The 24145-nt window shown below is 64.6% G+C and carries 22 protein-coding genes; 13 read left to right on the plus strand and 9 right to left on the minus strand.

Annotation, left to right across the window (positions count from 1 at the left end):
* Window positions 1–47: 47 nt before the first annotated feature.
* On the plus strand, window positions 48–971 hold the full coding sequence (locus AC066Y_RS38450; RefSeq protein WP_478278404.1) for a LysR substrate-binding domain-containing protein: 924 nt from the start codon (window positions 48–50) through the stop codon (window positions 969–971).
* 16 nt (window positions 972–987) lie between these two features.
* On the opposite strand, the gene AC066Y_RS38455 is transcribed toward AC066Y_RS38450, so the two are convergent.
* A complete protein-coding gene (locus AC066Y_RS38455) occupies window positions 988–3033 on the minus strand; it encodes an acetoacetate--CoA ligase (protein WP_478278405.1) in 2046 nt (681 codons plus the stop codon).
* Window positions 3034–3219: 186 nt separating this feature from the next.
* Between AC066Y_RS38455 and AC066Y_RS38460 the strand changes: the two genes are divergently transcribed.
* Both AC066Y_RS38460 and AC066Y_RS38465 read left to right on the plus strand, forming a co-directional pair.
* Complete coding sequence (locus AC066Y_RS38460) at window positions 3220–4221, plus strand: glycoside hydrolase family 3 N-terminal domain-containing protein (protein ID WP_478278406.1); 1002 nt, start codon at window positions 3220–3222, stop codon at window positions 4219–4221.
* A gap of 96 nt (window positions 4222–4317) precedes the next feature.
* Window positions 4318–4500, plus strand: a complete 183-nt coding sequence (locus tag AC066Y_RS38465; protein WP_092121771.1) for a hypothetical protein — start codon at window positions 4318–4320, stop codon at window positions 4498–4500.
* Window positions 4501–4589: 89 nt separating this feature from the next.
* On the opposite strand, the gene AC066Y_RS38470 is transcribed toward AC066Y_RS38465, so the two are convergent.
* Window positions 4590–4988: a hypothetical protein gene (locus tag AC066Y_RS38470; protein WP_478278407.1), complete on the minus strand. Its 399-nt coding sequence runs from the start codon at window positions 4986–4988 to the stop codon at window positions 4590–4592.
* A 587-nt stretch (window positions 4989–5575) separates the two neighbouring features.
* Here AC066Y_RS38470 and AC066Y_RS38475 point away from each other — a divergent pair.
* Window positions 5576–6184 (plus strand): helix-turn-helix domain-containing protein, encoded by a 609-nt coding sequence (locus AC066Y_RS38475; protein ID WP_176534299.1) that lies wholly within the window; start codon window positions 5576–5578, stop codon window positions 6182–6184.
* A gap of 148 nt (window positions 6185–6332) precedes the next feature.
* Here AC066Y_RS38475 and AC066Y_RS38480 read toward each other — a convergent pair whose 3' ends face one another.
* The 3 genes from AC066Y_RS38480 to AC066Y_RS38490 form a co-directional block, all read right to left on the minus strand.
* Window positions 6333–6725 (minus strand): hypothetical protein, encoded by a 393-nt coding sequence (locus AC066Y_RS38480; RefSeq protein WP_478278408.1) that lies wholly within the window; start codon window positions 6723–6725, stop codon window positions 6333–6335.
* Between the two features lie 12 nt (window positions 6726–6737).
* Window positions 6738–7457, minus strand: a complete 720-nt coding sequence (locus tag AC066Y_RS38485; protein ID WP_478278409.1) for a Crp/Fnr family transcriptional regulator — start codon at window positions 7455–7457, stop codon at window positions 6738–6740.
* Window positions 7458–7651: 194 nt separating this feature from the next.
* Complete coding sequence (locus AC066Y_RS38490) at window positions 7652–8362, minus strand: Crp/Fnr family transcriptional regulator (protein ID WP_478278410.1); 711 nt, start codon at window positions 8360–8362, stop codon at window positions 7652–7654.
* Between the two features lie 556 nt (window positions 8363–8918).
* Between AC066Y_RS38490 and AC066Y_RS38495 the strand changes: the two genes are divergently transcribed.
* The 6 genes from AC066Y_RS38495 to AC066Y_RS38520 all read left to right on the plus strand — a co-directional run bounded on the left by AC066Y_RS38495 (window position 8919) and on the right by AC066Y_RS38520 (window position 15814).
* On the plus strand, window positions 8919–10517 hold the full coding sequence (locus tag AC066Y_RS38495; protein ID WP_478278411.1) for a flagellin N-terminal helical domain-containing protein: 1599 nt from the start codon (window positions 8919–8921) through the stop codon (window positions 10515–10517).
* A gap of 387 nt (window positions 10518–10904) precedes the next feature.
* Entirely contained in the window at window positions 10905–13619 is a 2715-nt protein-coding gene (locus AC066Y_RS38500; RefSeq protein WP_478278412.1) for a hybrid sensor histidine kinase/response regulator, read from the plus strand.
* Window positions 13620–13692: 73 nt separating this feature from the next.
* Window positions 13693–14166, plus strand: coding sequence for a chemotaxis protein CheW (locus AC066Y_RS38505; RefSeq protein ID WP_478278413.1), 474 nt, complete (start codon window positions 13693–13695; stop codon window positions 14164–14166).
* 43 nt (window positions 14167–14209) lie between these two features.
* Window positions 14210–14599 (plus strand): response regulator, encoded by a 390-nt coding sequence (locus AC066Y_RS38510; RefSeq protein WP_478278414.1) that lies wholly within the window; start codon window positions 14210–14212, stop codon window positions 14597–14599.
* A 36-nt stretch (window positions 14600–14635) separates the two neighbouring features.
* On the plus strand, window positions 14636–15493 hold the full coding sequence (locus AC066Y_RS38515) for a CheR family methyltransferase (RefSeq protein ID WP_478278415.1): 858 nt from the start codon (window positions 14636–14638) through the stop codon (window positions 15491–15493).
* Window positions 15494–15496: 3 nt separating this feature from the next.
* Window positions 15497–15814 carry a pilus assembly protein PilZ gene (locus AC066Y_RS38520; RefSeq protein ID WP_092121804.1) on the plus strand — a complete coding sequence of 106 codons (318 nt, stop codon included), beginning with the start codon at window positions 15497–15499 and terminating at the stop codon, window positions 15812–15814.
* 157 nt (window positions 15815–15971) lie between these two features.
* Here AC066Y_RS38520 and AC066Y_RS38525 read toward each other — a convergent pair whose 3' ends face one another.
* Entirely contained in the window at window positions 15972–16280 is a 309-nt protein-coding gene (locus AC066Y_RS38525; protein WP_092121807.1) for a hypothetical protein, read from the minus strand.
* A gap of 153 nt (window positions 16281–16433) precedes the next feature.
* Here AC066Y_RS38525 and AC066Y_RS38530 point away from each other — a divergent pair, with 153 nt between their 5' ends.
* The 3 genes from AC066Y_RS38530 to AC066Y_RS38540 all read left to right on the plus strand — a co-directional run bounded on the left by AC066Y_RS38530 (window position 16434) and on the right by AC066Y_RS38540 (window position 19910).
* Window positions 16434–17066, plus strand: a complete 633-nt coding sequence (locus AC066Y_RS38530) for a response regulator transcription factor (RefSeq protein WP_092121810.1) — start codon at window positions 16434–16436, stop codon at window positions 17064–17066.
* Between the two features lie 233 nt (window positions 17067–17299).
* Window positions 17300–19039, plus strand: coding sequence for an L-arabinonate dehydratase (gene araD, locus AC066Y_RS38535; RefSeq protein WP_478278416.1), 1740 nt, complete (start codon window positions 17300–17302; stop codon window positions 19037–19039).
* A gap of 151 nt (window positions 19040–19190) precedes the next feature.
* Window positions 19191–19910: a ribonuclease activity regulator RraA gene (locus AC066Y_RS38540; RefSeq protein WP_478278417.1), complete on the plus strand. Its 720-nt coding sequence runs from the start codon at window positions 19191–19193 to the stop codon at window positions 19908–19910.
* Window positions 19911–20133: 223 nt separating this feature from the next.
* Here AC066Y_RS38540 and AC066Y_RS38545 read toward each other — a convergent pair whose 3' ends face one another.
* From AC066Y_RS38545 to AC066Y_RS38555, 3 genes are all read right to left on the minus strand, one after another.
* Window positions 20134–22242, minus strand: a complete 2109-nt coding sequence (locus AC066Y_RS38545) for a S9 family peptidase (RefSeq protein WP_478278418.1) — start codon at window positions 22240–22242, stop codon at window positions 20134–20136.
* Window positions 22243–22459: 217 nt separating this feature from the next.
* Window positions 22460–23158 carry an ABC transporter permease gene (locus AC066Y_RS38550; RefSeq protein ID WP_478278419.1) on the minus strand — a complete coding sequence of 233 codons (699 nt, stop codon included), beginning with the start codon at window positions 23156–23158 and terminating at the stop codon, window positions 22460–22462.
* A partial coding sequence (locus tag AC066Y_RS38555) for an ABC transporter permease (protein ID WP_478278420.1) occupies window positions 23155–24145 on the minus strand: 991 nt, incomplete at its 5' end. The genes AC066Y_RS38555 and AC066Y_RS38550, both read right to left, overlap by 4 nt.

The following is a 24145-nucleotide window of genomic DNA, read 5'->3' on the forward strand; positions in this document are numbered from 1 at the left end:
CTAAGTACAATTTACCGAATGTCATTCTTAGATTAAGTCTAGGCTTAATGCTCTCGACCGACGACATCCGCTTCTTCCTGGCCATCGCTGCGGCCCGGTCGCTCGCGGCCGCGGCCCGGGCGCTCGACGTGACGCCATCGGCGGTCTCGCAGCGGCTGCAGAGCCTCGAGCAGCGTCTGGGCGTTCAGCTGGTCAGCCGTTCGGCCCGGCGGCTGACATTGACTGATGAGGGCGAGCTGCTCGTGCTGCGCGGCGGCACGCTGCTCGACGAGGCAACGGAGTTGACGGAAGCGCTGCAGGCGCGTCGCGGAACGATCGCAGGTCACCTGAAGATTCTTGCGCCGCTCGGCTTCGGACGCCGTTACATCGCCCCGGTCGTTGCGGCCTTCCGATCCCGCCACCCCGACGTGTCGATCGAGCTCGAGCTGTCCGATCGGCCGGGGCGTGCCGCCGCGAGCGCCTGGGATGTCATGATCCATATCGGTGCGTTGAAGGATTCCACGCTTCGCTTGCTGCGCCTTGCGCCCAATGAACGCTTTCTCTGCGCCTCGCCGGCCTATCTGAAGCGCCAGGGAACGCCGGCGAGCCCGCAGAGGCTGCGCGGACACCAATGCATCGCGCTGCGCGAGAACGAGGAGGACGTGACGCTCTGGCGCTTCTCGCGCAGGCGCGCGCCGGCGGAGCCTGATGTCGTCAGGATCGAGCCGATGCTGTCGAGCAATGACGGCGAGGTGGTGAAGGCCTGGGCGCTGGCGGATCACGGCCTGATCGTCAGGTCGGAGTGGGATGTCGCCGAGGATCTCGCCGGTGGCCGGCTGGTGCGTGTCCTGCCGAACTTCCGCCTGCCGCCGGCCGACATCGTTGCGCTGCTCAATCCGGGCCGCGGCGGCCGGGCCAGGCGCACGCAGGCTTTCGTCGAGCAGTTGCGCGCTGCCCTCGCGCCGCCGCCCTGGCGCAGCAGGCCGCGCTGACAGGCGGCGCGATCGCTTACGCGGCGCCGGCCTGCCTGCTCAGATAGCTCCTGGCAAAGTCGAGATACCAGTCGAGGCAGCCGGGATTGGCCATCGCGTCGCGGTTGATGACCTTCTCGACGGGGTGGCCGAGCAACAGCTTCTTGACCGGCAACTCCTGCTTCTTGCCGGACAGCGTGCGCGGAATCTCCGCCACCACGAAGATGTCGTTGGGCAGGAAGCGGCGCGACAGCCCAGCCTCGACCGCTTTGTTGATCTTCGCCTTCATCGCGGCATCCAGCGCAACGCCTTCGCGCAGCACCACGAACAGCGGCATGTAGCTGTCGCGGCCGAGATATTCGAGGTCGACGACCATCGAATCCAGCACCTCCGGCAGCGCCTCGATCGCCGAATAAAGCTCGCTGGTGCCCATCCGCAAACCATGGCGGTTGATGGTGGCGTCGCTGCGGCCGTAGATCACGCAGGATCCGTCGGGGTTGATCTTGAGCCAGTCGCCATGCCGCCACACCGGGCCGCGGCCGGTGCCGTCGAAATTGTCGGGATAGGTCTCGAAATAGCTCGCCATGTAGCGCGCATTGCCGGGATCGTTCCAGAAGCGCAACGGCATCGAGGGCAGCGGCTCGGTGCAGACGAGCTCACCGACTTCGTCGATCACGGCACGGCCCTGCTCGTCGAAAGCTTCCACCGCGCAGCCGAGCAGCCGGCATTGCATGATGCCCGGAGTCTGCGGCAGTTCGCGATTGCCGCCGATGAAGGCGCCGGCGAAATCGGTGCCGCCGGAGATATTGGCCCACCACATGTCGGCCTGCGCGGCGTTGCCATTCTGCTTCGAAAGCGCGGCGAAGCGCTCGTTGAACCAGGCCTGTGTGTCGGCGCTGAGCGGCGAGCCGGTCGAGCCGAGCGTGCGCAGGCCGGAGAGGTCGCCGACCCCTGCGAGATCGATCTCCGCCTTGGTGCAATTGGCAAAGAATGCCGCGCCCGCGCCGAAGAAGGTTGCCTTGGCGTCGGCGACGAAGCGCCACAGCGTGGTCCAGTCCGGCTTGTCCCTGGTGCCGCCGGGACTGCCGTCGAAGATGCAGCAGGTCGTGCCGTTGAGCAGGCCGTTGGCCTGACAGTTCCACATGATCCAGCCGGTCGACGAGTACCAGTGGAAGCGTTCGCCGAACGAGTTCGGCTGATAGCTGCAGCCGATGTCGTTGTGCAGGGTCGAGAGCGGCAGCGCCACGACGATCACGCCGCCATGGCTGTGCAGGATCGGCTTCGGCAATCCGGTGGTGCCCGAGGAATAGACGATCCAGAGCGGATGATCGAACGGCAGCCATTCCGGCTCGAAGGCGTCGATCTCCGCGCTCTGGCCCGCGAGGATGGACGACAATCGTGTCTCTGACGGTGCGGCATCGCTGTGCAGGATGACATGCTGCACGGTCGGCAGCGCGTGCCGCAGCTCCTCGATCACCGACTTCCGGTCATGACGCTTGCCGGCATAGGTCACGGCGTCGCAGGCGATCAGCACTTTCGGCTCGATCTGCTTGAAGCGGTCGATCACCGCCGGTGCGGCCATGTCGGGCGCGCAGACGCTCCAGATCGCACCGATACTCGCGGTCGCAAGAAACGCGATGATCGTCTCGGGGATGTTCGGCAGATAGGCCGCGACGCGATCGCCGGCGCGGACGCCCCTGGCCTTCAGATGCAGCGCCAGCGCCGCCGATTTGCGCCGCAGCTCCGGCCAGCTCGTCTCCGAAAGCTTGCCGTCCTCGCCGCTCGAGATCAGGGCCGGCAGGCCGGCGGCATGCGCCGGCGCGACGTGCCGGAAAACCTGGCGCGCGTAATTCACCGAAGCGCCGGGAAACCACACCGCGCCCGGCATCTTGCGTTCGGCCAGCACCGCCGAATGCGGCGTTGGCGACCGCAGATCGAAATAATCCCAGACGCTCTGCCAGAAGCCGTCGATGTCGGTGACCGACCAGCGCCGCATCGCCTCGAAATCCGCAAACGTGAGGCCGCGCGTCTGCTGCAGCCATTGCCGGTAAAGGGCCATTTGCGGGACGTAAGGTGCTGTCATGGGCGTTTCCGAAATGTCTTGTGTTGTGGCATGCGCGATCGTGGCGTGCCGGCGTGTCTTAACATAGCGATGCGAACGCGGGGAACGCAGTCGCGCAGCGGCTTGCGTCATATTCTTACCGCCGTCGCAGCGTGCTATTCCGTAGGGGGCGGGCTGATTCCATGTGTATCCAATGAGCGAGCGGCGATGACCGTCGGCGAACTTTTCATCCTCGGCTTCTACGGCAAGGTCATCCCGCCCTGGCTGAGGGAGTTTGCCGCGCGGTTCGGGCTCGGCGGCGTGATCCTGTTCGATTACTCCTGCCAGACCCGGCAATACGACAACAACATCGCCTCGCCCGCGCAGCTGCAGTCGCTCTGTGCCGAGATCGCGGCGCTACCGTCGCAGCCGCTGGTCTTCGTCGACCAGGAGGGCGGCCTGGTGCGCCGGCTCAAGGACGGGCTGGGTTTCCAGCCGCTGCCGAGCGCGAAGGATTTCAACCGGCTCGGCCATGCGGAAAAGCAGGCGATCCTGGCTGCAAGCTATGGCGAGCTGCGTCGGCTCGGCATCCGCTACAACTTCGCGCCCGTCATCGACGTCGATTACAATCCCGACAATCCCAACATCGGCAGGATCAAGCGGTCGTATTCGTCCGAGATCGGCGAGGTCGAGGCCAATGCCCGTCTGGTCGACGCCGCGGCGCGGCAGGCAGGGGTGGGCCTTTGCCTGAAGCATTATCCGGGCATCGGCGGCGCGCAGGTCGATTCACATCTGGAGTTCATGGACATTTCCGATGCCCTGCGGCCGGAGCAGGAAGAGCTGTTCTACACGCTGGCGCCGCAGATCTTCGGCGATGCGGTGCTGGTCAGCCACGCCATTGTCCGCCAGTGGGACGCGCGGCATCCGATGACACTGTCGTCGGCTGGAATCGCCCGGCTTCGCCGCCGGCTGCCCGAGACGCTGCTGATCACCGACGACATGCAGATGCAGGGGCTGCAGAAGGCGCTCGGCACCAGCGCGGCCAGCCTGCAGGCGATCGCCGCCGGCATGGACATGATCTGCATCGGCAACAATCTGCTCGACCAGGAGCAGGCGATGGCCGGCATCGCCACCGCGGTCGCGGGTGCAGTGCATGACGGATCGCTGGATCAGGCCACGGTGCAGCGCTCCATTGCGCGGGTGCAACAGCGCAAGGCACTGCTCGCCTGACGGCATTGAACCAAATTCTCTGCCGCGCGACCATAGGGAGCGGAACCAAATTTCATTGCCGCGATTTAACAAAGACGCTCATCGGGGCTAACAACCATGAAGATGCTCAAGCGTCTCTTTCGATTGACCTGGCTACGCCGCGTCGCACGCAACCCAGCCGATCTTCCACCTGCCTCCATCGATCCCGACGAATTCAGCCGCCTGCTCTGCAGCGGGCGCCGCCAGGATCTGCGGACACTGGCAAAGCGGCTGAGCCAGCGCACGCGGGCCCACGCATAGGCAGTGCATCGGGTCAAAGGTGAGCCGGTTCTGACTGATTCAGAACCGGTAAGTCCGGCGCATGGCTTCAACTCTACTCTTGCGACTGGCTATTGTTTTGCCTTTTCGTGCTTGTCGACTCCGACCGCCTTGTAGTCGTAGGTCGGATAGAACTCGGTGTGGTAGGCGCCCCAGGCACTGTTCTCGATGACGCGGTTGACCTCGCGCAGCCGCGAGGCCGGTAGCCGCAGGGTCACCACCTGGCCGATCCCCATCATCACGTACCAGCTCACGACCTCGACACCTTCGGGCGGAAACGCCTTGTAGAAGCCCTGCCGCTCGAGTTGCGCATTCAACTCACTGAGCGGGCGTGACTGATCATGCTTGAAGAAGATGGTGACCATGATCGCGCTGTCTGACGTCGGCGCTGCATCGCCGGTCGGGGGCGTGGTCTGGGCCTGCGCACCGGTACCGACCAACAGTGCTGCGGCGAGTGCCGCAATCGTCATCCAGGATCCATGCCGCCCGTTCCGCCCTCGCTTCATTGTCGCGCCCTTTTGTTGTTGATCGAGAGGCGGCGATCATCGCGGCGCATGCCGGGGCTGTAAATTGACATTCGGCTGGCCCCGACGCCGATCGATGCGAACTCGGGCCAATGTGATCCGTCTCATACGTGCGGCGCCCGGCGTGCGGTAACCCGATGCGATCTCGATGCCCGGAGGGGTGGTCGATGAAGACCCGGCGAATGGCGTCCTTTCGGGACGGTTCCTGCAGAAATTCCTTCGGCTCCGGCGTCCTTGATGTCTGACGGTCGGCGCGCATCCCGCCCATTTCAACCTGAAGCCAGGGGCGAGCGAATGCTGCCGGGAGCGCCTCAGGATGGTAAATATCCACCTGTGGGATCATCGAGCTAAAGCGCCTCGATATCCCGTAAGACTACTGTCCCTTGGCTCAAACAAGCGAGATTCGTTGCCAAATCAGCGGTAATCTGCGCCTGCTTGGCAGATCGGGGCCCGAGGTCACAGTTGCGTCACCCGTAGTTTTACGGAGTCCCGTGTTAACGCGGCCACAAGTTCACCTTCGGTAAACCATACTTATGACGCAACATGACAATCGAGCCGAGGCGCGCCTTCCGCCATGGATGGGCGGAACCGCGACGCTCGAGGCGCATCCGCCCGAAATTCAGGGAGCCGCCGTGCCGCGACCGCAGGTGACCGCGGACGCGGGGGCGGCGATCGTCCGGCAGTTCAACGGGCCGGTGACGGCGCTGCTGCTCTACATGAACGAGCTCAAACAGCACAGTCAGCAGTTCGCGCATGCGCCCGGCAACGGTGTCTATCTGCGGCAGGTGATCGAGAACGCGCTCGAGCAGACCGAGCGAGTGTCCGCGATGCTGAAGCAGATCTCCGATCTCTACCCGAATGCGATACCGGCCACCGATCTCAGGCCGCCGCTCGACGACAAGCCGGCAGGCGCCCGGTCACCCGATGTCATGTTCACGCCGGAGGCAGGCCGCAAGCCGCTGACCAAGCGCGAGCGTGAGGTGCTCAGCCTGATCAGCGACGGCTATTCCAACAAGCAGGGCGCGTTGCGGATGAACATCAGCCCGCGCACGTTCGAGAGCCATCGCGCCGAGGCCATGCGCAAACTGGGTGCGCGCAACACCGCAGATCTCGTCCGCAAGGCCTTGTTGCATTCCGCATAGAGCGTTTTCAAGCGAAGTCTGCCCCGCACTTGATGCGGGGTGGGCACCGGTTCGCGCAAAGAAACGCGTCAAAACTAAAGTCCAGAGCCCGTTCCGATTCGATCGGAGCGGGCTCTGAGCGGTGAATCGGTTCGCTAGGACCCGGCCCTCAGAAATCGTCTTCCGCGGCGAAGCACAGGCGCGGCGCGAGCCGCGCGGCGGAGGCGGCTGTCTTCGGCTCGTCCGGAACGATCGTGACCACCCATGCCGCCGTCGCGCCGGATTTGCTTTCGACGATCGCGCGCACGCGTCCCGTGACCGTCGCGCCGGCGGACCTGATGGTGGCGGTCCGGCCGTTGAATTGGGCCATGCGGAAGCGCCGGGCTTCCTTCCGGTCGGTGGTCTCGTACGTGAACATCGGCTCCCCCGTGCGTCGACGCGACTTTGCGGATGCAGCGTTATCCGACGGTGAAAATCGTACGCCGTAGAAGTACGGCTTGTGTGCCGGCGGGAGCGCTTTTGCGCAAAGCGGGTAGTGGTTCGCGTGCAGAAGACGCATCAAGAATAGCAAGCTCTAGCCGCCGGCTTCCTGGCAGCTCAGCAGCCCCGCATACTGCGCCTTGACCGTGGCATAGCATTCGCACGCGGTCCTGATCAGTCCATCCGCATTGGTGATCTCGATGTGGCCGCGGCTGTAGTGGATGAAATTCGCCTGTTGCAAGGTATGCGCGACCAGCGACACGCTGTTGCGGCGTGCGCCGATCATCTGGGCCATCGCCTCCTGCGTCAGGGCGATCTTGTTGCTGCCGGAGAGGTCGCGCGTCTGCAGCAGGCATCGCGCCAGCCGCGACTCCACGGTGTGCGCGGCGTTGCAGCCGGCCGTCTGCTGGATCTGGGCATAGACGGCGAGACCGTGCCGAATCAGCTTCGCTCGCAGCGTCGGGCTCTGGCCGGCGGCCGCCCGCAAGGCTTCGACCTCGATCGTCGAAGCGACGCCAGGCACCAGCACCACGGCGCTGTTCAGCGTGGGGGCTTCACCAAGCCCCGCGAACGCACCATAGATGCTGCCGCGGCCGACCATCGCGATCTGCACGCACACGCCTCTTGCCAGCCTGACCACCAGCGAGATCACCCCCTTGTGCGGCATGTATGTCCGCTTGAGCATCTCGTCGGTCTCGATCAGGACCGACTCGGCGGCGAGGTCGACCGTCCGCAAATACGGCCGGATCAGCCCAAAATCGCTCTCCGAGAGCGAAGACAGAAATCCGTTGGGCGATCGCGGAACCGTATCCAAAGCAACCTCCTGCCTCCCGGCAAAGCTTGTCTCTGGTCATCAGGACTGACGCGTGCAGTGGAGCCGTTATGCAACTTATTCTGGCACGTCTTGGTTCCAATGGAAACATATCTTGGTTCCATTAGGAATACATATCGCCCCGGGATCGCGTTTTGAGTTGCCTGGCAATCAGTTGAGCGTGCGCGCCGCCCCGATCAATCTTCCGGCCCGATCAATTGCTCGGCGTGCGCCTTGACGGTCGCATAGCATTCACACGCCGCCTTCCGCAGACCGTCGATATCGGTGATTTCGATATGGCCGCGGCTGTAGCGCAGGATACCGGCCTGCTGAAACCCATGCGCGACGATCGAAACCGCATTGCGCCGCACACCGATCATTTGCGCCAGCATCTCCTGGGTGAGCGGCAAGGCTTCGCTGCCACACAGGTCGCGCGCGCGCAGCAGCCAGCGCGACAGCCGCGCCTCCACCGGATGCGACACGTTGCAGGCGACGGATTGCTGGGTCTGCGCCATCAGCGCCTGCTCATAGAGAGCAACCAGGGTCCGGAACTCCGCGCTGCGATTGGCGGCCTCGCGGAAATCTTCCGCCCGCACCATCGATGCCGTGCCCGGCACCACGACAATCGCGTCGGCGAGCAGCGGCCGCTCATGCAGGGCGGCGGATGCGCCGACGATGCCGTCACGACCGATGGTTGCAATCTCGACCGATTGCCCGTCGGACAGATTGACCATCATCGAGACCACGCCGCCGTGCGGGAAATAGACCCGCTGCACCGGCGCGCCGGCATCGGCGAGCACCGTTTCCTTGGTCAGGTCGACGGTTTCCAGAAGGGGATGAAGTTGCGCGTATTCCGTGGAGGGAAGTGCTTGCAACAGACGATTGGGCGGACGCGATACCGCAGACATTGGAGCTCCTGCCGAGGGCGGGAGCACTACGGTCTCGCATCACCTACTCTTGGCGTGTGGAGAGCGAACATAGCTTGCCTGTCCAATAGCACAAGGGTTGTGGTGCGAACTCTATACCCTCTAGGGGGCAGACGGTCGGCAATCGCATCGGCCTGCGCGGCGTTCGAGGCGATTCGAATGCTGCGTATCCCGGACGAGACGGTTGCGACATTGTCTCGCATTTATTGATTTCCATTAACTCTGATGCGTACCGAAACGTGCGCGGTCGTGATTGCCGTGGCGGATGTCGAAGCGCGCGATCGGCAACGCAAGCATGTGGCAAGTCCCGCAAATGCGAGGAAAAATTCGCCGTCGCGAGATTGATCCGGCGGCGGATACGCGCCGCTCGGCCGGGCGTCTGCGCCGGCGGCCATAGAATTACCAGCAAAGCCATCCTGGGTATTTGTACGGAGCGGCCCTTTAACGAACGGGTAGCGCGGACGGACCAGTGTGGCACCGGTCGCCGTGCGAAATTTACGGCGTCGCGTCAATCGTGTTCATCCAGAAGGGTATCAGTATGTCCGGCATCGTCCTCTCGGCATCGGTCCGTCAAAACCTGCTTTCGCTGCAGTCGACGGCCGACCTGCTCGCCACCACGCAGAACCGCTTGTCCACCGGCAAGAAGGTCAACACCGCTCTCGACAATCCGACCAACTTCTTCACGGCGCAGTCGCTCGACAACCGCGCCAGCGACATCAACAACCTGCTGGACGGAATCGGCAACGGCGTGCAGGTGCTGCAGGCCGCCAACACGGGCATCACCTCGCTGCAGAAGCTCGTCGACAGCGCCAAGTCGGTCGCCAACCAGGCCCTGCAGGCCGCGGTCGGCTATTCCCAGAAATCGCAGGTGACGACCGCCGTGGTCACTGGCGCGACCACCGACGATATCCGCGGCACCGCCACCTACAGCAATGCCACCCTGGCTGGTACGGTCGTCAACAATAATCTCTCGACGCCCGTGCCGATCACGGCCGCGACCAAGCTCGTCACTGCGGCCAACTCCGATACCTTGGCGGCGACCCCGACCGGTACGATCAGCGTCAACGGCAAGTCGATCACGTTCTCGACCTCGCAGACCACCGCGACGACGGACTCGTCGGGCAACGTGACCCTCGGCACGGGCGCGGGCAGCACGCTGACGGTCGGCGACCTGCTCACCGCGATCGACGGCATCACCGGCACGGCCACCGCCTCCACCGTGGCGGCTGGTGCGCTCCAGATCAGCACCGGCACCAACCAAGATCTCAACATCTCCGGCTCGGGCCTAGCCGCTTTCGGCCTTACCGCCGGAACCAAGGCACGCACCGTGGCAACGCCTTCGCCGCTGGATGGCTTGACGCTGACGATCGGCGCGACCGGCAACGGCAAGGCCACCAACATTACGTTTGGTAGCGGCGCGGGCCAGGTGAAGTCCCTCAACGACCTGAACAACGCGCTGTCGGCGAATAACCTGCAGGCGTCGCTCAGCGCGGGCGGAGCGCTCACCATCAGCACCACCAACGATGCGGCGTCCGCGACCATCGGCACGATCGGTGGCACGGCAGCCGGCGCCGGCAAGCTGTTCAACGCCCTTGTGGGCAGCGCCCCGGTGCAGGATCCGAATGGGCTGGCGAACCGCGCCAACCTGGTCAACCAGTACAACAACATCCTGGACCAGATCACCACGACCGCCCAGGACGCGTCGTACAACGGCATCAACCTGCTCAATGGCGATCAGCTCAAGCTGACCTTCAACGAGACGGGCTCCTCGACGCTGAAGATCCAGGGCGTCACCTTCGATGCCTCCGGCCTCAACCTCACCAAGCTGACCGCCGGCACGGACTTCATCGACAACGCTTCGGCCAACGCCACGCTGAAGACGCTCAACAGCGCGAGCGGCCTGCTGCGCACCCAGGCTTCGACCCTCGGTTCGAACCTGTCGATCGTGCAGATCCGCCAGGACTTCTCGAAGAACCTGATCAACGTGCTGCAGACCGGCTCGTCCAACCTGACGCTGGCCGACACCAACGAGGAAGCGGCCAACAGCCAGGCGCTGTCGACCCGCCAGTCGATCGCGGTGTCCGCGCTGGCTCTGGCCAACCAGTCGCAGCAGAGCGTTCTGCAGCTGCTCCGCTAAGCGTAGCCGCGACAGACAACGACTATCGAGGCGGCGGAGGAAACTCCGCCGCCTTTGCTTTTGGGTTCGCTTAACCATCCCGCCGGTTTCAACCCATGGGCGATCACGTCCTGATGCAGGTGGATGTCGTGGCCGCCAGCGTTTCGCTGGATTTCACGACCCCTCGATCTCATTTCGTTCAAATTGCGACGACGGGTGGAACGGGCTCTTTCCCGTCCGGGTGGTAAGGCCTTGTTGCTGTGAAACCGGCCGTGATGTCGTGATGCGTCGTCCTTGAAGGGCTTCATCGTCCGTATTTGCACGGACGACGAAATTAACGTCGCCGTGAAGCCGGCCAAGTTATCGATGCGAGGCGTGCGTTCCGTAGCACCTTGAGGGGACCGATTCATGGACGATCTGTTGCGCGAGTTCCTGACGGAGAGCAGCGAGAGCCTGGATACGGTCGACAACCAGCTGGTGCAGTTCGAGCAGGATCCGAACAACGCGAAGATCCTGGATAACATTTTCCGGCTTGTGCACACGATCAAGGGGACCTGCGGCTTCCTCGGGCTGCCGCGGCTGGAAGCGCTGGCGCATGCCGGCGAGACCCTGATGGGCAAATTCCGCGACGGCATGCCGGTGAAGGCGGAAGCCGTGACGCTGATCCTGTCCTCGATCGACCGCATCAAGGAGATCCTCGGCGGGCTCGAGGCGACCGAGGCCGAGCCGGAGGGCAACGACCGCGACCTGATCGATCAGCTCGAGGCGATGGTCGAGCACGGCATGGCCGCCATGGCTGCTGCCGAAGAAGATGTGCCTGTCGTCGAATCTCCATCCGTGCAGGCGGCGATGACCGAAGGCACGCTGGTGGTGCAGACGCTGGAGCGTCCGCTGCGCCCGGGTGAGGTCTCGCTCGACGAGCTCGAGCGCGCCTTCCGCGAGACCGAGATCGAAGTCGCAGCACCCGCGCCCGCGCCGGTCGCCAAGCCCGCAGCCGCTGCCCCCGCAGCCGAACCGACGGAGCCTGCAAAGAAGCCGGCCCGCAAGGCCGCCACCGAGGACGTCCAGGAAGGCGACAAGATCGCCAACCAGTCGATCCGGGTCAATGTCGATACCCTCGAACACCTCATGACCATGGTCTCCGAGCTGGTCCTGACCCGCAACCAGTTGCTGGAGATCAGTCGCCGCAACGAGGACACCGAGTTCAAGGTGCCGCTGCAGCGGCTCTCCAACGTCACCGCCGAGCTGCAGGAAGGCGTCATGAAGACGCGGATGCAGCCGATCGGCAATGCCTGGCAGAAGCTGCCGCGCATCGTCCGCGATCTCTCCGGCGAACTCGGCAAGCAAATTGAATTGGAAATGCACGGCGCCGACACCGAGCTCGACCGCCAGGTGCTCGACCTGATCAAGGATCCGTTGACGCACATGGTGCGCAACTCCGCCGATCATGGCCTCGAGACCACCGCCGAGCGGGTCGCTAGCGGCAAGCCCGAGCAGGGCACCATTCGCCTAAGCGCCTATCACGAGGGCGGCCACATCATCATCTGCATCGCCGACAATGGCCGCGGGCTCAACACCGAGCGGATCAAGGCCAAGGCGCTCCAGAACGGTCTCGTCACCGAGGCTGAACTGGAGAAGATGACCGAGGCCCAGATCCACAAGTTCATCTTCGCGCCGGGCTTCTCGACCGCGGCGCAAGTGACCTCGGTGTCCGGGCGCGGCGTCGGCATGGACGTGGTGCGCACCAATATCGACCAGATCGGCGGCACCATCGACATCAAGAGCGTGGCCGGCGAGGGCGCCTCCGTCACCATCAAGATCCCGCTGACCCTGGCCATCGTCTCCGCCTTGATCGTGGAAGCCGGCGGCGACCGCTTTGCCATTCCCCAATTGTCGGTGGTCGAGCTGGTGCGGGCGCGCGCCAACTCCGAGCACCGCATCGAGCGGATCAAGGATACGGCAGTGCTGCGGCTGCGCAACAAGCTGCTGCCGCTGATCCACCTGAAGAAGCTGCTCAAGATCGACGACGGTGCGACCAGCGATGCCGAGAACGGCTTCATCGTGGTGACGCAGGTCGGCAGCCAGACCTTCGGCATCGTGGTCGACGGCGTGTTCCACACCGAGGAGATCGTGGTCAAGCCGATGTCGACCAAGCTGCGGCACATCGACATGTTCTCCGGCAACACCATTCTGGGCGATGGCGCGGTCATCATGATCATCGACCCCAATGGCATCGCCAAGGCGCTCGGCGCGTCCGGCTCCTCGGCCCATGACATGGCCGACGACAATGCCGCGGCGCATGCCGCGAGCGGCGAGCAGCTCACCTCGCTTTTGGTGTTCCGCGCCGGTTCGAGCCAGCCCAAGGCGGTGCCGCTCGGCCTCGTCACCCGGCTGGAGGAGATCGCAACCGACAAGATCGAGCTCTCGAACGGCCGCTACATGGTGCAGTACCGCGAGCAGCTGATGCCGCTGGTGCAGATGGCCGGCGTCGAGGTGCAGACCCAGGGCGCGCAGCCGATCCTGGTGTTCGCCGACGACGGCCGCTCGATGGGGCTCGTGGTCGACGAGATCATCGACATCGTCGAGGAGCGGCTCAACATCGAGGTGGCGGGCTCGCAGGACGGCATTTTAGGCTCGGCCGTGATCAAGGGCCAGGCCACCGAGGTGATCGACGTCGGCCACTTCCTGCCGATGGCGTTCGCCGACTGGTTCTCGCGCAAGGAGATGCGCCCGTCTGCGTCGGCGCAGTCGGTGCTGCTGGTCGACGACTCGGCGTTCTTCCGCAACATGCTGGCCCCGGTCTTGAAAGCCGCCGGCTACAAGGTGCGGACCGCGCCGAACGCTCAGGAAGGGCTCGCCGCGCTGCGCTCGGGGCAGGCCTTCGACGTCGTGCTGACCGACATCGAGATGCCCGAGATGAACGGCTTTGAGTTCGCCGAGAACATCCGCTCTGACCAAAACCTCGTCGGGCTGCCGATCATCGCGCTGTCGGCGATGGTGTCGCCGGCGGCGATCGAGCGCGGCCGGCAGGCCGGCTTCCACGACTATGTCGCCAAGTTCGATCGTCCCGGACTGATCGCGGCGCTGAAAGAGCAGACCGCCGAACTGCGCCGCGCCGCTTAAAGGAAACGAGAGTGATCCGGAAAAGTGGGAACCGGTTTTCCGATCCGATCATGCTCAAACAAAAGGTTGATCGATGACCAGCAAGACCGAGACCAGTGAAGGCGCCATGGCCGAATACGTCACCGCCGTGATCGGCGGGCAGCTGTTCGGCCTGCCGATCTCGCGGGTGCAGGACGTGTTCATGCCGGAGCGGCTGACGCGGGTGCCGCTGGCCTCCAGCGAGATCGCCGGCGTGCTCAATCTGCGCGGCCGCATCGTCACCGTGGTCGACATGCGCGCCCGGCTCGGCCTGCCGAAGGCCGACGACGGCACGCCGCCGATGGCGGTCGGCGTCGACCAGCGCGGCGAATCCTATGGCCTCTTGATCGACCAGATCGGCGAGGTCTTGCGGCTGCCCGACGACAGCCGCCAGGACAATCCGGTCAACCTCGATCCCCGCATGGCCAGGCTCGCCGGCGGCGTTCACCGCCTCGACGGACAGCTCATGGTCGTCCTCGATGTCGATCGCGTGCTCGAACTGGTGCCCAAGACACTTGCTGCAGCGTAACGCTCCGCCGCGGAGACGGCGGACTCTACAAGGAGGCCAACCTATGAAGACATGTCTTGTCGTCGACGATTCCGGTGTGGTGCGAAAAATCGCACGCCGCATCCTCGAAGGAATGGATTTCACCGTCATCGAAGCCGAGGACGGCGCGGTCGCGCTCGAAGCCTGCAAGCAGGCGCTGCCGGACGCGGTGCTGCTCGACTGGAACATGCCTGTCATGGACGGCTTCGAATTCCTCGTGCAGCTCCGCCGCATGCCCGGCGGCGATGTGCCAAAGGTTGTGTTCTGCACCACCGAGAACGGCATCGACCACATCTCGCGGGCGCTGCATGCCGGCGCCAACGAGTACATCATGAAGCCGTTCGACAAGGACATCGTGATCGCGAAATTCCAGGAAGTGGGTTTGCTGGCGCTCGACGTCTCGGCCGAAGCCTAATACCCAGTTTCCCCCCTTTGCCTTTGCGAGGCTCCCGTGACGCCCCCCGACTACGAGTATCTGCGTAAGCTCCTGAAGGACCATTCCGGTCTCGATCTGTCTGCGGACAAGCAATATCTGATCGAGAGTCGCCTGCTGCCGCTGGCGCGCAAATGCGGCCTGTCCGGCATTCCCGACCTGATCGCCAAGATCAGGGCCGGCTCATCGACGCACACTGTCCAGGTGGTCGAGGCCATGACCACCAACGAGACGTTCTTCTTCCGCGACAAGGTGCCGTTCGACCATTTCCGCGACACCATCATGCCCGAGGTCCTGAAGGCGCGTGCCGCGCGACGCAGCATCCGGATCTGGTGCGCCGCCGGCTCGACCGGTCAGGAGCCCTATTCGCTGGCGATGTGCCTGAAGGAGATGGGCGCTGCCCTTGCGGGATGGCGGGTCGAGATCACGGCGACCGATCTGTCGCAGGAGGTGCTGGAGAAGTCGAAGGCCGGCATCTACAGCCAGTTCGAGGTGCAGCGCGGGCTGCCGATCCAGCTGCTGGTGAAGTATTTCAAGCAGTCGGGAGAACTCTGGCAGATCAATCCCGAGTTGCGCGCGATGGTGCAGCACCGTCAGCTCAATTTGCTGCACGATTTCTCCCAGCTCGGCACGTTCGATGTGATCTTCTGCCGCAACGTGCTGATCTATTTCGATCAGGACACCAAGATCAACATCTTCAACCGGCTCGCCCGGTTGATGGAGGCCGACGGCTTCCTGGTGCTCGGCGCCGCCGAAACCGTGGTCGGCCTGACCGATACGTTCAAGCCGATTCCCGAGCGGCGTGGCCTGTACCGGCCGAGCGGGGCGCGGGCGGCGCTTGCGATACCGAGGCGTGCCATGGCGGTCGGATATTGAGCGATGACGGAGGACGGCAAATCCATTGAGCGTGTCACGTTCAGCCGGGGCGTCGATGTCTGCATCATGGCCATCGACGGCACCTGGCGGCGCGACTGCCAGCTCAATGCCATCTCCGACAACGACGCGGCGTTGACCGTCGAGGGTTCCATTCAGGGGCTCAATCTGAAGGAGTTCTTCCTCTTGCTGTCGTCGACCGGGCTCGCCTATCGCCGCTGCGAGCTGGTCCGCGTCAACGGCACCGAAATGGACGTCAGCTTCCTCAAGGGCAAGCCGAGCAAACGGCGGTCCGGCTCCGACGAAGAGCGGGCCAGAGCCTGACTTGAGGAGGGCCTGACGTGAAGAAGGCCTGACCCGGCTGGGCGGGGCATGCCTGCCGCCAATCCGAACGCGGAACGGATCCTCGCCTCGAGGGTTGGGGCGTCGTCGGGACAATCTGCGTGATTGTGTCGAACCTGGCGTTGGCCGGTCCGGCTGATCAGTTCAGCAGACGTGCCGGTGCCTCTGAATCGCGCAGCCGATCGAGCGCCATGCCGAGCCCGGTGTCACAGGCTTTCAGGGCCGTGGACGCCACGGCGTAGCGCGGGGTGACGTCATCAAGCACGAAGATGTCGGCAGCGGCGTCCTGCTCGGCCAGTACTGCCTCGCGCGCAATCGCCGCCTCGATCAGCCGCAGGCTCGCCTGGACATGGCCGATCAGCGCGACCAGGTCCGTCACGATCAGGCTGTAGGGATCGCTGCCCTCGTCCAGGCACACCGCAACGCCGTCCGCCGCTGCATTTTCCATGCATGTTTCTCCACTGTCCCCACTTTTAGGGAACGCGGTGCTACTTGTGCGTTAAGCGGACGTCCCGTACAAATACGGGTCCATTGATCGAGATGGTCGAGTTACTTCTTGTGCAGTCTGGGCAGCACGCTTCACCACTGATGGACGAGACATATGGTTGAGAATGGCGCTCCTCGCGGGGAAATCTTTGTAGTCGACGACGACCCCGCCGTTCGCGAGACGCTTTCCGTGGTCCTGTCGACCGCCGGCTACAAGGTGATCTGCTTTGCGGACGGCGCGGCGCTGCTCGCGGTGGCGCGCAGCCGGACGCCGGCCTGCATCCTGCTCGACGTGCATATCCCGGGCAAATCCGGCCTCGATATCCTGAAGGAGCTTCACGGCGAGGATTATCCGGCGCCGATCTTCATGATCTCCGGCCAGGGCGACATCACGATGGCGGTCAGCGCCATCAAGAACGGCGCGCTCGACTTCATCGAGAAGCCGTTCCGCGGCAACGAGATCGTCAGCCGCCTCAATGAGGCGATCGACGCCTATACAAGACGCCAGGCCGAGACCTCGGCATCGCGCATCGCCGCGCTGCACTTTCCTGGCCGCGAGCCGCTGACCCGCCGTGAGCGCGAGGTGCTCGAGCAATTCACCGCGGGCGCCTCCAACAAGGAGGCCGGGCGTCACCTCGGGATCAGCCCGCGCACGATTGAGGATCACCGCGCCAACATCATGAAGAAGCTCGGCGCGCGCAACGCCGCCGACCTCGTCCGCATCGTGATGACGGCGCAGCAAAAGTAAGCTAGGTCGGCCGAGGCCGGTTTACGTTCCGATTGCCACATCGCGGGGTTTGTGCGCCGCACGCCCGGCACACCGGCGGCGAACGGCACGTCTGCGCCGCGCGCGGGACGAGACGTCCGGAAATCCTGTATATGCGTGGCGCAGGGCATGCCCGCCGAGGCCGCGCGCGTGCGAGCAATGTCGAGACACGCGATATCGAAACACGCAATATCGAAGCATATGGCGCATCCAAGATGACCAAGAAGAACAAGACCCCGGATCAATTGCGCAGCGCGCGCTGGTTTGCGCCCGACGATTTGCGCGCCTTCGGCCATCGCTCGCGCGCGATGCAGATGGGCTACGCGCCGGAGGAATGGCGCGACCGGCCGGTGATCGCGATCATCAACACTTGGTCGGATGCGCAGCCCTGCCACATGCATTTCAAGAGCCGGGTCGATGACGTCAAGCGCGGCGTGCTGATGGCCGGAGGCTTTCCGCTCGAGCTGCCGGCGCTGTCGCTGTCGGAATCGCTGCTGAAGCCGACCACGATGCTCTACCGCAATATGCTCGCGATGGATGCCGAGGAGCTGTTGCGCGGCCATCCGGTCGACGGCGTGGTGCTGATGGGCGGTTGCGACAAGACCACGCCCGGCCTTCTGCTCGGGGCCACCAGCATGAACCTGCCGGCGATCTATCTGCCGGCCGGTCCGATGCTGCGCGGCAACTGGAAGGGCAAGACGCTCGGCTCCGGCTCGGATGCCTGGAAATATTGGGACGAGCGCCGCGCCGGCAAGATCTCCGACAAGGACTGGGTCGACATGGAGGCCGGCATCGCCCGCAGCTATGGCACCTGCATGACCATGGGCACGGCCTCGACCATGACCGCGATCGCCGAAGCCATCGGCATGACGCTGCCCGGTGCCTCGTCGATTCCCGCGGCCGACGCCAACCATATCCGGATGAGTTCGGAAGCCGGCCGCCGCATCGTCGAGATGGTGTGGGAGGACCTCACCCCGCAGAAGATCCAGACCCGAAGCGCGTTCGAGAACGCGATCACGGTCGCGATGGCGATGGGCTGCTCGACCAACGCCATTATTCACCTCATTGCGCAAGCGCGCCGCGCCGGCCAGGACATCTCGCTCGACGATTTCGAGATCGCGAGCCGCAAGGTGCCTGTGATCGCCAACGTGCGGCCGAGCGGCGACCTCTATCTGATGGAGGATTTCTTCTATGCCGGCGGACTGCCCGGCCTGATCAACCGGATCAAGCAGCATCTGCATCTCGATTGCATGACCGTGTCAGGCAAGACTCTCGGCGAGAACATCGCAGGCGCGGAGGTCCATAACGACGATGTCATCCGCTCCGTCGATAACCCGATCTACAAGGAGGGCGCGCTGGCGGTGCTGAAAGGCAATCTCGCGCCCGACGGCTGTGTGATCAAGCCGTCCGCCTGCGATCCGCGTTTCCTGAAGCACACTGGACCTGCGCTGGTGTTCGACGACTATCCGTCGATGAAGAAGGCGGTCGACGATCCCGATCTCGACGTCACGGCCGATCATGTGCTGATCCTGCGCAACGCCGGCCCGCAAGGTGGACCGGGGATGCCGGAATGGGGCATGCTGCCGATCCCGACCAAGCTCGTGAAGCAGGGCGTGCGCGACATGGTGCGGCTGTCGGACGCGCGGATGAGCGGCACCAGCTACGGCGCCTGCATCCTGCACGTCTCGCCGGAGTCCTATATCGGCGGCCCGCTGGCACTGGTCAGAAATGGCGACCGGATCACGCTCGACGTCGCCGCGCGCACCATCGATCTCGATGTGCCGGAGGCGGAGCTCGCCAGGCGCCGCGCGGAATGGGAGCAGCCTGAGAAACGCTTCGAACGCGGCTATGGCTGGATGTTCTCGAAACACATCAAGCAGGCCAACGAAGGCTGCGACTTCGATTTCCTTGAGACCGGTTTTGGCACACCGGTGGGCGAGCCGTCGATTTATTGACCGTCGTTCCCCAGTGCGCAATTGCGCATCTGAGGGCACGCGTAGCGGCGAGCCCGGAATCCATCGGGCCGCATGCATTTGCGGTGAAATGGATTCCGGACCTGCGCCTTCGGCGCATCCCGGAATGACGAATGGAGAGAGCAAGCAAGTCATGTCAACACTCAGCGACACCACCCGCAACAAGCTGAAATCCGTCTCCACCGCGACGGTTGCGACCGCGCTGTTCAAGCGCGGCTTGCGCATCCAGATGATCCAGGATGTTCGCCCCTTGAGCCCGGATCAGCCGACCATGGTCGGCGAGGCCTTCACGCTGCGCTACATGCCGGCGCGCGAGGATCTCAACACGATCGAGGTGTTCCGCGACCGCGCGCATCCGCAGCGCAAGGCGATCGAGGACTGCCCGCCCGGCAGCGTGCTGGTCATGGACAGCCGCAAGGATGCGCGCGCAGCCTCTGCCGGCGCGATCCTGGTGACGCGGCTGATGAAGCGTGGCTGCGCCGGCGTCGTCACCGACGGCGGCTTCCGCGATTCGGCCGAGATCGCGCGGCTCGGCTTCCCGGCGTTTCATCATCGCCCGAGCGCGCCGACCAATCTGACGCTGCATCAGGCGATCGAGATCAATGTCCCGATCGGTTGCGGCGACGCGCCGGTGTTTCCCGGCGACGTGATCCTCGGCGACAGCGACGGCGTCATCGTGATCCCGGCGCATCTCGCCGACGAGGTCGCGAACGAGACTTTCGAGATGACCGTGTTCGAGGATTTCGTCACCGAGCAGGTCCAGAACGGCCGCGGCATCTTCGGCCTCTATCCCGCGACCGACGAGCAGACGCTGAAGGATCTCGCGGCCTGGCGGAAGGCGAAGGGGCGGTAGCGGCTCCACGCCCTCCGCTGTCGTCGCGCACAGGCGATCGCCGCACGCTCCGCTGTCGTCCCGGCGAAAGCCGGGACCCATAACCGCAGGGAGGAGTTTGGCGAAGACTGGCAGTGATCCATTGCCGTGGTACGACCACCGCGCTTCATCGATAGATCACGCGGTATGGGTCCTGGCCTTCGCCAGGACGACGATGGGGAGGTATCCGGGCTACGGGACCTCGCTACGCCTCCGCCTTGTCCGCCATCCCGACCGCCCACAGCGCGAAGGCGTAGACGATCGCGACTTCGTCGAGGCGGTTGAAGCGGCCGGATGCGCCGCCGTGGCCGGCGCCCATGTTGGTGCGCAGCAGCACCGGGCCGCCGCCGCGCATGGTGGCGCGCAGTCGCGCGATCCATTTCGCCGGCTCCCAGTAAGTGACGCGCGGATCGGTGAGCCCGCCCATCGCCAGGATCGCCGGATAGTCCTTTGCCGCGACATTGTCGTAGGGCGAGTAGGACAGGATGGTGCGGAAATCCTTCTCGCTCTCGATCGGGTTGCCCCATTCCGGCCATTCCGGCGGCGTCAGCGGCAGGGTGTCGTCGAGCATGGTGTTGAGCACATCGACGAACGGCACCTCGGCGACAATGCCGGCGAACAGCTCGCCGGCGCGGTTGGCGACTGCGCCCATCAGCATGCCGCCGGCCGAGCCGCCATGGCCGACGATGCGTTTTTCACCCGTGTATTTCGCCTCGATGAGCGCGCGGCCTGCGGCGGCGAAATCGTCGAACGTGTTGGTCTTCTTCTCGCGCTTGCCGTCGAGGTACCAGCCCCAGCCCTTGTCGGCGCCGCCGCGGATATGCGCGATCGCGTAAACGAAGCCGCGATCGACCAGCGACAGCCGGTTCGCCGCAAACGACGCCGGCATCGCCATGCCGTAGGAGCCATAGCCGTAGAGCAGCAGCGGCGCGTTGCCATCACGGGCAAAGTCCTTGCGATGCAGGATCGAGACCGGCACCTGCGCGCCATCATGCGAGGTCGCCATGATGCGCGTGGTGACGTAGTCCGCCGGGTTGTGGCCGGACGGAATCTCCTGCCGCTTGCGCAGCACACGCGTCCGCGTCGCCATGTCGTAGTCATAGACCTCCGACGGCGTCGTCATCGACGAATAGGCGAAGCGCAGATTGGTGGTCTCGAATTCGTAGCCGCCCATGGTGTCGAGCGAATATGCCGCCTCGTCGAACGCGATGGCATGCTCCTCGCCGCTCTTGAGGTCGCGGATGATGATCGCTGGTAACGCGTTGGCGCGCTCCAGCCGCACCATGTGGCCGGCATAGAGCTCGACATCGAGCACATAGACGCCCTCGCGATACGGGATCAGGTCGCGCCAGTTGGCGCGCTCGGGCGCGGCGAGCGGCGCGGTGACGACCTTGAAGTCGATGGCATCGTCGGCATTGGTCAGGATGAAGAGCTCATCGCCGTGGTCGGCGATCGAATATTGCACGCCCTCCTCGCGCGCCGCGACCAGCCGCGGCGGGGCGTCGAGATTGGAAAGATCGATCAGCCGCTGCTCCGAGGTCTCGTGGTCGCCGCCGGCGATGACGCAGAAGCGGCCGCTGGCGCTCTCGTGCAGATGGGTAAACCAGCCGGAATCCTGCTCCTCATAGACCAGGATGTCGTCGGCCTGTTTGGTGCCGAGCCTGTGCCGCCACACCTGCATCGGGCGGTGATTGTCGTCGAGCTTGACGTAGAAGAAGCTCCTGGAATCCGCGGCCCAGACCACGCCACCGTCGGTTTCCTCGACGATATCATCGAGATCGCCGCCGGTTGCCCAGTCGCGCACGCGGATCGAGAAATATTCGGAGCCCTTGGTGTCGGCACTCCAGGCGTGCAGCCGGTGATCGTTGGAATGCCGGCTGCCGCCGAACTTGAAATATTTGTGGTCTTTCGCCAGCGCGTCGCCGTCCAGCACGACATGCGCGTCGCCGCCGTCGCGCGGCGTGCGGCAGTACAGCTCGTGCTGGCCGCCCTCGCGGAACTTGCGGAAATATGCGAACGGGCCGTCCGGCGACGGCACGCTGGAATCGTCCTCCTTGATCCGCCCGCGCATCTCCCTGACCAGCCGCTTCTGCAAGCCGTCGGTGTGGCCGAGCAGGCTCTCGGTGTAGCCGTTCTCGGCTTCGAGATAGCTGCGGATGTCCGGATCGAGGATCGAGGGATCGCGCAGCACCTCCTGCCATTTCGGATCCTTGATCCAGGCATAGTCGTCCGTCACCGTGATGCCGAGGGTGGTGAAGGAATGCGGCCGGCGCGGCGCGACAGGGGGCGGTGTTGTGGTGGCGGATTTGGTCACACGATCCTCATGGTGCGGGGTTCCGCTTTATATCGGGACGAATGTGGCGATTGCCAGATGGGGTGGGGCTGTTGGACGCTGTCACCATCCCCGTCATTGCGAGGAGCAAAGCGACGAAGCAATCCATCGTTCCCCGAGCGGTGAGATGGATTGCTTCGCGGAGCCTGTCATCGGGCGCGCGTTCGCGCGACCCGTTGGCTCGCAATGACGGTGAGAGCTACCCGTTCCGCAACTTCGCGCCTGCATTTCCGCCGGACATCGGGATCTGGTTCACCGCCAGCACCACGGCGAATGTGATCACCAGCATGGCGATGCCGAGCACCGCGATCGCGGCGAGGTCACCGCCTTCGTTGAGATCGTAGATCAGGACCGACAGCACCTTGGTCTGCGAGGTGAACAGCACGATCGCGGCCGACAGTTCCCGCATCACGCCGATGAAGATGAAGCACCAGGTTGCGATCACGCCGGTGCGCAGCAGCGGCGCGGTGATCTGGCGCAGCGCCTGCAGCCGCGTCGCGCCGAGGATGCGGCTCGCTTCCTCGAGCTCAGGATGAATGGTCGCGAATGCCGCCTGCAATTGCTGATAGGCCGACGGCAAATTGATGGTGAGGAACGCCAGCAGCAGGATCCACAGCGTGCCGTAGAGCACGAAGGGCGGCCGCGTATAGCTCAGGAACAGGCCGACGCCGAGCACGATGCCGGGGACGGCCACCGGCGCCGTGGCAAGGAAGCCGAGCACCCGGTGGCCTGCGATCACCTTGCGGGTCGTCACATAGGCGATGACGAGCGCGAGGAGGGTGCCGATCGTCGCGGTCGCGGCGCCGAGGATCACGGTGTTCTTCAGCGCGAGCTGGGTCGACGACAGTTCGGTGAATACGAAGACGATGTTGTGCAGCGTTGCCGTCGACGGCGTCACCAGCGTGGTCGCGTTCGGCGAGAACGCGGCATTGAGCAGCGCGAGGTAAGGCAGGAAGACGGGATTAGCAAGACCAAAAAGCAGAAGCCGAGCGCGGCCCAGCGCCAGCCGTGCAACTCGACCTGGCGCGGCGCGCCATATTTGCCGCCGATCACCGAATAGCCGCGCCGTCCGAGCAGCGCCTTCTGTCCCTGCAGCAGCAGGATCGTCAGCACCAGCAGCGGCACCGCGGCGGCCGCCGCGAGCTCGAGTTTCGGCGGATACTGGAACAGGCTCCAGATCTTGGTCGTCATGGTGTGGAAGCCGGCCGGCAGCGCCAGGATCGCCGGCGAACCGAACAGCGTCATCGCCTGCAGGAAGGCAATCAGCGCGCCCGCGACCAAAGCGGGTAGTGCGAGCGGGATCGTGATCCGCCGCGCCGTGGTCCAGGCATTGCCACCGAGGATCGCGGAGGCGTCTTCGAGCTCGCCCGGCATGGTGTCGAGCGCATTGGCGACCAGCACGAACACAAACGGAAACGTGTAGCAGGAGATCACGAAGATGATCCCGGTCATCGAATAGATATTGAACAGCGCATCGGCATCCTCGCCTGCGAACAGCCGGTAGAGCTGGTTGAGCAGCCCCGAATTCGGCGCCGCCAGCAATTCCCAGGCGACCGCGCCGAGGAAGGGCGGCGTCACGAACGAGGCCGTCACCAGCGCGCGGATGGTCTGCCGGCCCGGCATATCGGTGCGCGACACCAGCCAGCTGAGCGGCGCCGCGACGATGCAGCAGATCAGCGCCGATGTCGTCGCGATGATCGCGGTGGTCAGCAGCGGATCGAGGAAATCCGGATTGCTGAACAGCGTAACGAAGTTCTGCAGCGTCGGATTGCGGTTCTTGTCGGTGAAGGCGTAGACCGCGAGCCACGACAGCGGCAGCAGGATCAAGAGAATGAGCACCGCGGCGAACAGCCACAGCACGGGGCGCGTCCAGTCGATGCGGGGG

The organism is Bradyrhizobium sp. USDA3010 (assembly GCF_056429065.1).

Excerpts from the sequence above, each read along its gene's own strand:
- AC066Y_RS38450 (WP_478278404.1), top strand. The coding sequence starts at position 48 with ATGCTCTCGACCGACGACATCCGCTTCTTCCTGGCCATCGCTGCGGCC.
- AC066Y_RS38455 (WP_478278405.1), bottom strand. The coding sequence starts at position 3,033 with ATGACAGCACCTTACGTCCCGCAAATGGCCCTTTACCGGCAATGGCTG.
- AC066Y_RS38460 (WP_478278406.1), top strand. The coding sequence starts at position 3,220 with ATGACCGTCGGCGAACTTTTCATCCTCGGCTTCTACGGCAAGGTCATC.
- AC066Y_RS38465 (WP_092121771.1), top strand. The coding sequence starts at position 4,318 with ATGAAGATGCTCAAGCGTCTCTTTCGATTGACCTGGCTACGCCGCGTC.
- AC066Y_RS38470 (WP_478278407.1), bottom strand. The coding sequence starts at position 4,988 with ATGACGATTGCGGCACTCGCCGCAGCACTGTTGGTCGGTACCGGTGCG.
- AC066Y_RS38475 (WP_176534299.1), top strand. The coding sequence starts at position 5,576 with ATGACGCAACATGACAATCGAGCCGAGGCGCGCCTTCCGCCATGGATG.
- AC066Y_RS38490 (WP_478278410.1), bottom strand. The coding sequence starts at position 8,362 with ATGTCTGCGGTATCGCGTCCGCCCAATCGTCTGTTGCAAGCACTTCCC.
- AC066Y_RS38495 (WP_478278411.1), top strand. The coding sequence starts at position 8,919 with ATGTCCGGCATCGTCCTCTCGGCATCGGTCCGTCAAAACCTGCTTTCG.
- AC066Y_RS38500 (WP_478278412.1), top strand. The coding sequence starts at position 10,905 with ATGGACGATCTGTTGCGCGAGTTCCTGACGGAGAGCAGCGAGAGCCTG.
- AC066Y_RS38505 (WP_478278413.1), top strand. The coding sequence starts at position 13,693 with ATGACCAGCAAGACCGAGACCAGTGAAGGCGCCATGGCCGAATACGTC.
- AC066Y_RS38510 (WP_478278414.1), top strand. The coding sequence starts at position 14,210 with ATGAAGACATGTCTTGTCGTCGACGATTCCGGTGTGGTGCGAAAAATC.
- AC066Y_RS38520 (WP_092121804.1), top strand. The coding sequence starts at position 15,497 with ATGACGGAGGACGGCAAATCCATTGAGCGTGTCACGTTCAGCCGGGGC.
- AC066Y_RS38525 (WP_092121807.1), bottom strand. The coding sequence starts at position 16,280 with ATGGAAAATGCAGCGGCGGACGGCGTTGCGGTGTGCCTGGACGAGGGC.
- AC066Y_RS38530 (WP_092121810.1), top strand. The coding sequence starts at position 16,434 with ATGGTTGAGAATGGCGCTCCTCGCGGGGAAATCTTTGTAGTCGACGAC.
- araD (WP_478278416.1), top strand. The coding sequence starts at position 17,300 with ATGACCAAGAAGAACAAGACCCCGGATCAATTGCGCAGCGCGCGCTGG.
- AC066Y_RS38540 (WP_478278417.1), top strand. The coding sequence starts at position 19,191 with ATGTCAACACTCAGCGACACCACCCGCAACAAGCTGAAATCCGTCTCC.